Origin of the sequence: Streptomyces sp. NPDC090106, from assembly GCF_044747265.1 — a bacterium.
Taxonomy (GTDB): Bacteria; Actinomycetota; Actinomycetes; order Streptomycetales; family Streptomycetaceae; genus Streptomyces.
The window spans coordinates 145,272-155,280 of sequence record NZ_JBIVDS010000019.1 but is presented as its reverse complement, the minus strand read 5'-3'; the positions used below and the strand labels follow the sequence as shown (position 1 = coordinate 155,280).

The following is a 10,009-nucleotide window of genomic DNA, read 5'->3' as shown; positions in this document are numbered from 1 at the left end:
CCCCGTGAACGTCTCCACCCACACCCGCTCAGCACGTAAAACCCCAGCCATACACGGAAGGTGCCCAGCTCAGCGCCTTGTGCAACACCCTTTAGGGCCGTCCGGCGGATCAGGCCGTTCGGGTCGGCCGTGCGGGGTGCCGCCGGCGAGCGAGGGCTCGGCGTCCGCGGCTGCGAGGCGGCGTGCGTGGCCGGTCAGCCGCCGCCTCGGCGGGCGACGCGGTGGGGCGCCTCTCGGTCGAAGGCCGCGGGGGCATCGGCCAGCGATGACCCGGCCCCGGGGATGCGCTGGACCGGACCCGGGGGCGAGCGGGGCTGTCGGGGGCCGTCCGGCACAATGGGCGGCATGAGTGCGCGTGCGTGTCCCTGTGGTCTGGCCGGGTCCTATGGCGCGTGCTGCGGGCGGTACCACTCGGGTGCCGCCGCCGCGCCGACCGCCGAGGCGCTGATGCGGTCGCGGTACAGCGCGTTCGTGACCCGGGACCCGGCGTATCTGCTGCGCACCTGGCATCCGCGGACCCGTCCGGCGCTGCTGGACCTGGATCCGGGGATGCGGTGGACCGGCCTGGAGATCCTGGGAGCGACGGACGGGACGGCGTTCCACTCGGCCGGGACCGTGGAGTTCCGGGCGTCGTACGCGGGCGGCTCGCTGCATGAGCGGAGCCGGTTCGAGCGGGTCGACGGGGCCTGGGTGTATGTGGACGGCGACTTCGTCGAGTAGGGGCGACGCACCACCCCCTAGGGCGCCAGGATGTCGAGTTCCTCCAGGGCGCCGGCGGTGATCTCCCGGGTGAGTTTCTCGGCGAGGGCGGTGTCGCGGGCGCGGACCGCTTCGGCGAGGCGGACGTGGAGGGTGACGGCGGCCGGGTCGGGGTCCTCGAACATGACCTCGTGATGGGTGCGGCCGGTGAGGACCTCGGCGACGACGTCACCGAGCCGGGCGAACATCTCGTTGCCCGAGGCGTTGAGGATCACGCGGTGGAAGGCGATGTCGTGGAGGAGATAGCCCTCCAGGCGGTGGCCGCGTGAGTGGGCGACCATGCCGAGGGCGCACTCGGTGAGTTCGGCGCACTGCTCGGCCGTGGCGTGCTGCGCGGCCAGGGCGGCGGCGACCGGTTCGATGGCCGAGCGCAGCACCGTGAGGGAGCGCAGCTGGCTCGGGCGGTCCTCGCCGGCCAGGCGCCAGCGGATGACCTCGGGGTCGTAGAGGTTCCACCGGGCCTTGGGGCGGACGGTCACGCCGACGCGGCGGCGGGACTCGACGAGGTTCATGGACTCCAGGACGCGCACCGCCTCGCGCATCACCGAACGCGACACCTCGAACTGCTGGGCGAGTTCGTCCGTGCGCAGGACACTGCCGGGCGGGTACTCGCCGGCCGTGATCGCGGGCCCGAGGGTGTCCAGTACTTGGCCGTGCAGCCCCCGGCCGGGTGTGCTCATGCACTCAGCGTACGCGGCACGTCACCGGAACAAAAAGTCAGACTTATATGTCACAGACTCTTGAATTCGTCGTACCTAATGGGTTTCAGTGGCGTGGACGAGGTACCCCTCCCGGGCCGACAGACAGCGAGGCAGCGATGAACACCCCACACGCCCCCCACGTCGTCGTGGTCATGGGGGTCGCGGGCACCGGCAAGACGACCATCGGTCCCCTGCTGGCCGCCCGGCTCGGCGTCCCCTACGCCGAGGGGGACGACTTCCACCCCCAGGCCAACATCGCCAAGATGACGGCCGGCACCCCCCTCACCGACGACGACCGGTGGCCCTGGCTCGACGCCCTCGGCACCTGGGCGCACGGACGGGCGGGGCTCGGCGGGGTGGTCAGCTGCTCGGCGCTGAAGCGGGCGTACCGCGACCGGCTGCGCGCCGCGGCCCCCGGCCTCGTCTTCGTGCATCTGGCCGGTGACCGCGCCCTCATCGAGGACCGCATGGCGCACCGGCAGGGGCACTTCATGCCGACCGCGCTGCTCGACTCCCAGTTCGCCACCCTCCAGCCCCTCCAGGAGGACGAGGCGGGGGTCGTGGTGGACGTCACCGGCAGCCCCGAGGAGATCACCGGGCGGGCCGCCCGGGCGCTGTCCGGTCTCCCGCACTCCACCCACCGTTAAGACCGTCCCGTATCTGCAAGGGAATCCCCGTGACCAGACTCAACGTCGAGCTGCTGGCAGCGGACACCGTCGAGCCGATCACCTCGGCCGGCCATGCCCAGCTGGGCATCGCCGTGCTGGCGGGCATCGCCGTCATCGTCCTGCTCATCACCCAGTTCAAGCTCCACGCGTTCCTGTCGCTGACCATCGGCTCGCTGGCGCTCGGCGCCTTCGCCGGGGCACCGCTCGACAAGGTCATCACCAGCTTCACGGGCGGGCTCGGCACGACCGTGGCCGGCGTGGGCGTGCTGATCGCGCTGGGCGCCATCCTCGGCAAGATGCTCGCCGACTCCGGTGGCGCCGACCAGATCGTCGACACGATCCTCGCCAAGGCGGGCGGCCGGTCGATGCCGTGGGCGATGGTGCTGATCGCGTCCGTGATCGGTCTGCCGCTGTTCTTCGAGGTCGGCGTGGTGCTGCTGATCCCGGTCGTGCTGATGGTCGCCCGGCGCGGCAACTACTCGCTGATGCGCATCGGCATCCCGGCGCTGGCCGGTCTCTCCGTGATGCACGGCCTGGTGCCGCCGCACCCCGGCCCGCTGGTCGCCATCGACGCCGTGCAGGCCGACCTCGGTGTCACGCTGGCGCTGGGCGTCCTGGTCGCGATCCCGACGGTCGTCGTCGCCGGTCCCCTCTTCTCGCGGTACGCGGCCCGCTGGGTGGACGTACGGGCCCCCGAGCGGATGATCCCCGAGCGTCCCTCGGAGGACCTGGAGAAGCGTCCCGGCTTCGGGCCCACGCTCGCCACGATCCTGCTGCCGGTCGCGCTGATGCTCCTCAAGGCACTGGTCGACATCGTCGTGGACGACCCGACGCACACCGTGCAGCGCGTCTTCGACGTGGTCGGCTCCCCGCTGATCGCCCTGCTCGCCGCCGTGCTGGTCGGCATCTTCACGCTGCTGCGGCCCGCCGGGTTCGCCAAGGAGCGGGTCTCGGGCCTCGTCGAGAAGGGCCTCGCGCCCATCGCGGGCATCCTGCTGATCGTCGGCGCGGGCGGCGGCTTCAAGCAGACGCTGATCGACACCGGCGTGGGCCAGATGATCCTGGACATCTCCAAGGACTGGTCGATCCCCGCGCTGCTGCTGGCCTGGCTGATCGCGGTGGCGATCCGGCTCGCGACCGGTTCGGCGACCGTGGCCACGGTCTCGGCGGCCGGTCTGGTCGCCCCGCTCGCCGCGGGCATGTCGACCGGCGAGACCTCGCTGCTGGTCCTGGCCATCGGCGCGGGCTCGCTCTTCTTCAGCCATGTCAACGACGCCGGTTTCTGGCTGGTGAAGGAGTACTTCGGCCTGGACGTCGGCCAGACCATCAAGACCTGGTCCGTGATGGAGACGATCATCTCCGTGGTGGCGGGCGCTCTGGTGCTGCTGCTCTCGCTGCTGATGTAGCGCGCGTGGCGGTCGCCCGCGCGGCCCGGCGGTCGTACGACGGTACGAGGTTCGAGGAACCGGCTTCCGTGCGGGCGCCGGCTGCCCGATGATGGAAGGCCCCCGGGCATCGGCCCGGGGGTCTACCGCGTCGGGGGGCGTCATGGCGGTTTCCCTCGGGATGCGTATCTCGGGGCTGCTCGTGGTGGGGGCTGTGGCGGTGGCCGCCGCCGCCTTCACGGGCGACGGGAGCGGCACGGCGGACGGGAGCCGCGATGGACGGGGGATCGTCACCGCCGGCCCGTCGGGCACCGCGCCCCTGTGGCCCACCGGAGTGCCGCTGCCCTCGTCGGCCCCGGTGCTGCCGACACCCGACCTGAAGGCGCTCGGCCCGGCGGTCTCCCGCACCCCCGGCGCGGCACCGGCCCCCGCCGCGCCCTCCCCCACGCCGACGCCGACCCCCTCGGCGGAGGAACCGGCGCCCCGGAGCCCCGCCTGGCTCCCCCCGGGCCCCGACTCGCCCGATTCCGACGGCGCTTCGGACCCCTCCAGCGTGTACGACCGGCTCCGCGCGCCCGGCCGGTGCCGGACCGTGCTGGCCGGCCTGCCCGCCCAGCCCGCCGACGGCGACTGGCGGCTGCTGCGCGGTCTGGCCACCGCGTGCCTCGCCGTGCAGGGACAGGGCGGGAGCTGGGACACCGCGGCGAAGGACTACGCCGCGCTCTCCGGGCGGGCCGACACCTGCAAGGGCCGCGCCGCGTACTCCGTGCTCGGCGGTCTGCTCGACTTCCACCGCCGCCACCCGGCCGCCACGGTCCGGCTGACGGCGCCCTCCGGCACCGAGGCCGCGTGCGCGTACCGGATCTCCGGGGTGGACTCCGGCGGCGACGGCCGGGCACGGCCCGGTGACGTCGTCGGCGTGGAGCTGACCGGCCTCTACTTCGACCGGGCCGAACTCCTGCGCGACGGGCGGGTGTCGCTCGACGGACAGGGCTCGGCGGGACCGCCCGCGTTCGGTTCGGCCTCGGGTGACGACGTGGTGCTGAACGCGGTCGTGCCGGAGCTGGAGCCCGGCGAGCAGGTCGATGTCACGGTGACGCTCGGGGACGTCGAGGTGACGGCGCGGGACGCGTTCGTCGTCGACGCGCCGGAGCCCGTGAGCTCGCCGTCGCCGTCACCTGTGGAGAGTCAAGCGGTGACGCCGCAGGGCGACTTCCCCGGGCGGCCGGGGGACGTGTTCTCAGGGGCGCCAGAGGGAGTGTTCCCGTTCGGCCCACTCCCGGCTCACCGACCCGGTGCGCAGTCCGCGGCGGGCCTCCGGATCCCCTAGCGCCATGCCGATGTGACCGGCGAGGACGATGCCGAGGGTCAGGGCCAGCCAGTCGTGGACGAAGGTCGCGCTGGTGCGCCACTGGATCGGGGTGAGGTGGGTGAACCACATCAGCAGGCCCGTGCCGAGCATGACGAGGCTCGCGCCGGCGATCCAGGACGCGTAGATCTTCTGGCCCGCGTTGAACTTCCCGGCGGGCCGGGCCGAGCGCCGCTTGTCCCGGCGCAGGGCCGCGCGCAGCCAGACCCGGTCGTGCGGGCCGAAGCGGTTGAGGAAGCCGAGGTCGGCGCGGAAACCACGGGAGACGAGCCCGGCGAGGACCGGGACGGGCAGGGCGAGGCCCGCCCACTCGTGGACGGTCACCACCAGCTCGCGGCGGCCGACCAGCTCGGCGAACTGGGGGATGTAGAGACAGGCCGCGGTGGCGACGCACAGGCCCATCAGGACGGCGGTCGCGCGGTGCACCCAGCGCTGGGAGCGGCCGAAGCGCCGCACCCGGGTCCGCGGCGGGGCGTCAGTTCGTGGGTTCATCGTCCCGTCCGTTCGACCGGCCGACCCAGGCGTCGACGTCGTAGCCGCGTTCCTCCCAGTAGCCGGGCTCCACGTCCTCGGTGACGGTGATGCCGGAGAGCCACTTGGCGGACTTGTAGAAGTACATGGGGGCCACGTAGAGGCGGACGGGGCCGCCGTGGGAGTGGCCGATGTCCTTGTCCTGCATCCGCAGGGCGATCAGGACGTCGGCGCGGCGGGCCTGGTCGAGGGTGAGGCTCTCGGTGTAGGCGCCGTCGAAGCATGAGAAGCGGATGGCCGTGCCCCGCGCCTTCACCCCGGCGGCGTCCAGCAGGTGGGAGAGCCGTACGCCCTCGAAGGGGGTGTCCGGGACGCGCCAGCCGGTGACGCACTGGACGTCCTTGACCAGCCGGGTCTGGGGCATCGCGCGCAGGTCGGCGAGGGTGTGGGTGGCCGGGCGGTCGACGAGGCCGTCGATGGTGAGCCGGTAGTCCGAGGCGTCCTTGTGGGGCACCGAGGAGGTGACCGAGTAGTAGCGGAAGCCGCCGCCGTTGGGGAGCAGTCCGGTCAGCCCGGTGGGGTCCTTGTCGGCGGCGCTGCCGAGGAAGGCCTCCAGGCCGCGCTGAAGGGTGGGTGCGGTGACCACGCCCAGCGCGCCGAGGCCGAGAGTGCCGAGCAGGACACGGCGGCCGATGGGCCGGCCCTGCTCCTCTGGTCGTTCGGAATCCACGACCCCATTCGAACACCCGCGAGCCCCGGCGGGCCAGGATTCGCGGGCGACGACAGCATTTCGTAAGAACCTTCTCAGACGCTCCCTCCGGGGAGCCGCGCTCGGCCCGCCCTCCACGGCTCCGGGCGGCGTCCGCTACTCCCCCGCCTCCTTCTCCAGCTGGAACGCCTCGTTGCCGAGCCCGATGCGGGCGTGGGCCTCGGGCGAGCGGGAGCGCAGGACGAGGCCCTGGGCCACGCCGGCGAGGAGGGCGAGGGCGATGATGCCGGGGAGGAGCAGACTGAGGGTGGAGTCGGGGCCCGCGCCGACGAGGACGTCGAAGTCCTTGACGGTGTAGCCGGCGATGACGAGCAGGGCGGTTCCGGCGAGCGCGGAGGTGACCAGGCGCCAGGCCTGCGCGCCCGCGGAGCCGCGGCGGGCGAAGAAGACGACCACCGAGAAGGAGGCCGCCGCCATCAGCAGGATCACGCCGAGCGCGCCGATGTTGCCGCCCCAGGTGAACAGGTGCAGGACGGGCTCGGTCGGGTCGCCCACCGGCTTGTCGTCGGCGATCGCGAAGCCGGCGACGACGACCACGGCGACGGCGGTCTGCAGGAGCGAGCCGGTGCCGGGGGCGCCGCTGGAGCCGGTGGTGCGGCCGAACGCGGCGGGCAGCAGGCCCTCACGGCCCATGGCGAAGGAGTAGCGGGCGACGACGTTGTGGAAGCTGAGCATGGCGGCGAACATGCCGGTCACGAACAGGACGTGCAGGACGTCGGTGAAGGTGGCGCCGAGCCGGGACTCGGTGAGCCCGAAGAGCAGTCCGGCGCTCTGCTTCTGCGACTCCCCGACGATCGCGGCGGGGCCGGTGGCGACGGTCAGGGCCCAGCTGCTGAGCGCGAAGAAGACGGCGACCCCGCCGACGGCGAGGAACATCACCCGGGGCACGAGGATGTGCGGGCGGCTGGTCTCCTCGGCGTACACGGGCGCCTGCTCGAAGCCGAGGAAGGCGGCGATGCAGAAGCAGAGCGCGGTGCCGACGCCCGCGCCGGTCAGGGTGCCCGGGTCGAAGGCGTGCAGGGACAGGCCCTCCTTGGCCGGGTCGGCGACGGCGGCGATGTCGAAGATGACGACGAGGGCCACCTCGATCACCAGCAGCACGCCGAGCACGCGCGCGTTGACGTCGATCTTCAGCCAGCCCAGCGCGCCGACGGCGAGCGCGGCGACCAGGGCCGGTATCCACCAGGCGATCTCCAGGTCGGCGTAGGTGGCGAAGAGCCCGGAGACCTCGAAGCCGAAGATGCCGTAGATGCCGACCTGGAGGGCGTTGTAGGCGACCAGGGCGACGAGGGCCGCGCCCGCGCCGGCGGTGCCGCCGAGGCCGCGGGAGATGTAGGCGTAGAACGCGCCCGCGTTGTGGACGTGCCGGCTCATCTCGGCGTAGCCGATGCTGAAGAGGATCAGGACGACACCGAGGACGACGAACAGCAGGGGCTGTCCGACGATCCCCATCACCGCGAATGTAGTGGGCATGACACCCGCGACGACCATGAGGGGCGCGGTCGCGGCGAGGACGGAGAGCAGCAGGCCTCCGGTGCCGAGGCGGTCGGCGCGCAGGGCCCGTTCATGCCCCTTGTACGTGCTGATGGCGTCGGCTCTGCTCGAACTCTCCGTTGTCACGGGGGACCGTCCTTTTCCGGGGGTTGGGGCGTCACACCGTGCCGAGCGCTTGGTCGCGGGCGGCACGGAAGGCGGAGTGCGGGTCGCGTTCGGGGTAGGACCAGGGGGCCGCGGTGGGGTGCTCCCCGATGCGGTGGAAGAGGGCGGCGGCCTCGGCGCCCCGGCCCTCGCAGACCTTGGCGTGGGCGAGGAAGTTGAGGTCGACCAGGCGGCGCGGATGGCCTTCGTGCTCCCACTCCAGCCACCAGTCGAAGGCGGCCTTCATCACCTGGCGGGCGCGGCGTCCCACCCAGTGCCCGGAGGCGACCGGGTCGGGCGGCTCATGGCCCGCGGTGGCCAGGACGCGGTAGCGCTCGGCGTGGGCGACGACCGGGAGGATCGCGAGCGGTGAGTCGGCGGGGGCCTGCTCGGCGGCCCAGTTGGCGAAGTCGTAGACCTCGTGCAGCGGGTCGGGGCCCGCGGCGGCGCGGTGCTCGGCGAGGCGGGCGACCATCAGATGGTGGGCGTGGTGGTGGTCGCCGTGGCGCGCCCTGATCTCGTCGAACAGACGGACGGCGTTCTCGGCGCCGGTCGTCCCCCGCTCCAGCATGAGCATGCCGAGCCAGGGGGTGGGGTCGGCGGGGGCGCGGTCCGCGGCGGCGCGGCAGGCCTCGCGGGCGCGGTCCGGCTTCTCCTTGCCCGCCAGGGCGCGCCGGACCTGGGCGAGCGCGAGCAGGACCAGGGCGTCGGCGGACTCGGGTTCGGCGAGCAGCCAGTCCCGGGCCCAGGCGGCGCTGGAGGGCTCCAGAGCGAGCCCGGTGACCCGGTGTCCGCGCAGGTCCCAGTCGTCACCCGTGCGGGCCAGCAGGGTGCGGGCGATCTGCCAGCGGCCCTGGACCAACGCGGTGCGGGCGGTGACGAGTTCGGCGTCGTCGAGGGCGGCGTCGAAGGACCGGACCGCTCGCCGGCGACCGCGGCCCAGGGGTGGCGGAGGTGGTGACACCGCGGAGACTTCCTCACGCGACGTGGACTTCGACGTCGGATATCTGCTGGTGGACGGCTGGCTGCCCACGCGAGGGCGACCGATGACCGGCATCCGGGCGGATGATCATCAGTGCGTGGGCGACTGATCACGCACAGCAAACCCCCGACCAACACTTCCCGTCAAGGTCGGTTTTTCCGTTACACGCGTCAACTGCCGCGACTTGTGAGGCAGTTGTGACTGCTCAACCCGGGTACCCGGCCCGGGACGCCGCGTGGATGTGGCGTACGCCATGGCGTCGTCCGCGTGGTCGCCTTCACGATGACGGGACGCATTCCGGGCCCGACGGCGCTACAGTCAACCCTCAAACCCACCCCGTGGCCCGGCCGAGTGATCGAGGTACGCAGCGTGTCGGTTCTGGTTCTGGTTCTCGCCGTGAGCGCGGCCTGCTGCCTGGGCTTCGGCTTCGTCCTCCAGCAGAACGCGGCCCAGCGGGCACCCCTGAACGACTTCCTGTCGCCGCGCCTGCTCCTCGACCTGGTGAAGGTCCCCCGCTGGCTCGGGGGCATCGGCCTGATGGTGGCCGGCATGGTCCTCGGCGCGATCGCGCTCGGACAGGGCGAGCTGTCCCTGGTCGAACCGCTGCTCGCCACGAACCTCCTCTTCGCCCTCGCCCTGTCCCGCAAGCAGACCCGGCAGCCGCTCGGCCGTCAGGGCTGGGCGGGGCTCGCGCTGCTCGCGGGCGGGGTGACCGCGTTCATCGTGGCGGGCGAACCGCACGGCGGCAGCGCCCTCGAGGACCCCTTCCGGCAGTGGCTGATCATCGGCGCGATGATCGGCCTCGCGCTGCTGCTCACGACGTACGCCAAGCGCTCCCGGCTCAGCTCGGGCCCGGCGCTGCTCGCGGTGGCGGCGGGACTGCTGTACGGCGTGCAGGACGCGCTGACCCGGGTCAGCGGCCAGCGCTTCGCCGACGGCGGTCTGGCGGAGGTGCTGACGGGCTGGCAGCCGTACGCCGTCCTCGCCCTCGGGGTCACCGGTCTCGTCCTCGTCCAGAGCGCCTTCGAGACGGCCTCCCTGCGGATGTCCCTGCCCGCGCTGACCGCCGCCCAGCCGCTCGCCGGCATCCTGTGCGGCGTCGGCTTCCTCGGCGACCGGCTGCGCACCGACACCGGGGCGCTGGCCTGGGAGGCGGCGGGGCTCGCCGCGGTCGTGGTGGGCATCGTGCTGCTGGGGCTGCACCCGGCGATGCCGTGCGGGCCGGCCCGGCGGGCCCCGGCGCGCGATCTCCAGCCCAGCTGAAGGC

General features: G+C 73.0%; 10 protein-coding genes. 5 read left to right on the top strand and 5 right to left on the bottom strand.

Features of this window, described 5'->3' with window-relative positions; genetic code table 11:
- Window positions 1-345 precede the first annotated feature (345 nt).
- Complete coding sequence (locus ACIPSE_RS42315; protein WP_401674259.1) at window positions 346-720, top strand: YchJ family protein; 375 nt, start codon at window positions 346-348, stop codon at window positions 718-720.
- Window positions 721-737: 17 nt separating this feature from the next.
- On the opposite strand, the gene ACIPSE_RS42310 is transcribed toward ACIPSE_RS42315, so the two are convergent.
- Complete coding sequence (locus ACIPSE_RS42310) at window positions 738-1,439, bottom strand: FadR/GntR family transcriptional regulator (RefSeq protein WP_401674257.1); 702 nt, start codon at window positions 1,437-1,439, stop codon at window positions 738-740.
- A gap of 137 nt (window positions 1,440-1,576) precedes the next feature.
- Between ACIPSE_RS42310 and ACIPSE_RS42305 the strand changes: the two genes are divergently transcribed.
- The 3 genes from ACIPSE_RS42305 (at window position 1,577) to ACIPSE_RS42295 (ending at window position 4,843) form a co-directional block, all read left to right on the top strand.
- A complete protein-coding gene (locus ACIPSE_RS42305; protein ID WP_401674255.1) occupies window positions 1,577-2,107 on the top strand; it encodes a gluconokinase in 531 nt (176 codons plus the stop codon).
- A gap of 29 nt (window positions 2,108-2,136) precedes the next feature.
- Window positions 2,137-3,534, top strand: a complete 1,398-nt coding sequence (locus ACIPSE_RS42300; RefSeq protein WP_401674253.1) for a GntP family permease — start codon at window positions 2,137-2,139, stop codon at window positions 3,532-3,534.
- Between the two features lie 142 nt (window positions 3,535-3,676).
- Window positions 3,677-4,843, top strand: a complete 1,167-nt coding sequence (locus ACIPSE_RS42295; RefSeq protein WP_401674250.1) for a hypothetical protein — start codon at window positions 3,677-3,679, stop codon at window positions 4,841-4,843.
- Here the strand turns inward: ACIPSE_RS42295 and ACIPSE_RS42290 are convergent.
- From ACIPSE_RS42290 to ACIPSE_RS42275, 4 genes are all read right to left on the bottom strand, one after another.
- Window positions 4,754-5,374, bottom strand: coding sequence for a cytochrome b/b6 domain-containing protein (locus tag ACIPSE_RS42290; protein ID WP_401674247.1), 621 nt, complete (start codon window positions 5,372-5,374; stop codon window positions 4,754-4,756). The two genes, ACIPSE_RS42295 and ACIPSE_RS42290, sit on opposite strands and share 90 nt — an antisense overlap.
- Window positions 5,358-6,083 (bottom strand): molybdopterin-dependent oxidoreductase, encoded by a 726-nt coding sequence (locus ACIPSE_RS42285; protein ID WP_401674245.1) that lies wholly within the window; start codon window positions 6,081-6,083, stop codon window positions 5,358-5,360. The genes ACIPSE_RS42290 and ACIPSE_RS42285 overlap by 17 nt, the downstream gene beginning before the upstream one ends.
- A 135-nt stretch (window positions 6,084-6,218) precedes the next feature.
- On the bottom strand, window positions 6,219-7,742 hold the full coding sequence (locus tag ACIPSE_RS42280) for an APC family permease (RefSeq protein ID WP_401674242.1): 1,524 nt from the start codon (window positions 7,740-7,742) through the stop codon (window positions 6,219-6,221).
- Between the two features lie 31 nt (window positions 7,743-7,773).
- Window positions 7,774-8,724, bottom strand: coding sequence for a hypothetical protein (locus ACIPSE_RS42275; protein ID WP_401674240.1), 951 nt, complete (start codon window positions 8,722-8,724; stop codon window positions 7,774-7,776).
- A gap of 387 nt (window positions 8,725-9,111) precedes the next feature.
- On the opposite strand from ACIPSE_RS42275, the gene ACIPSE_RS42270 reads away from it, so the two are divergent.
- Window positions 9,112-10,005, top strand: a complete 894-nt coding sequence (locus ACIPSE_RS42270; protein ID WP_401674237.1) for a DMT family transporter — start codon at window positions 9,112-9,114, stop codon at window positions 10,003-10,005.
- Window positions 10,006-10,009 lie beyond the last annotated feature (4 nt).

What these genes read in the sequence shown, in the direction of transcription:
- ACIPSE_RS42315 (WP_401674259.1), top strand. Translation starts at nt 346, where the DNA reads ATGAGTGCGCGTGCGTGTCCCTGTGGTCTGGCCGGGTCCTATGGCGCG.
- ACIPSE_RS42310 (WP_401674257.1), bottom strand. Translation starts at nt 1,439, where the DNA reads ATGAGCACACCCGGCCGGGGGCTGCACGGCCAAGTACTGGACACCCTC.
- ACIPSE_RS42305 (WP_401674255.1), top strand. Translation starts at nt 1,577, where the DNA reads ATGAACACCCCACACGCCCCCCACGTCGTCGTGGTCATGGGGGTCGCG.
- ACIPSE_RS42295 (WP_401674250.1), top strand. Translation starts at nt 3,677, where the DNA reads ATGGCGGTTTCCCTCGGGATGCGTATCTCGGGGCTGCTCGTGGTGGGG.
- ACIPSE_RS42290 (WP_401674247.1), bottom strand. Translation starts at nt 5,374, where the DNA reads ATGAACCCACGAACTGACGCCCCGCCGCGGACCCGGGTGCGGCGCTTC.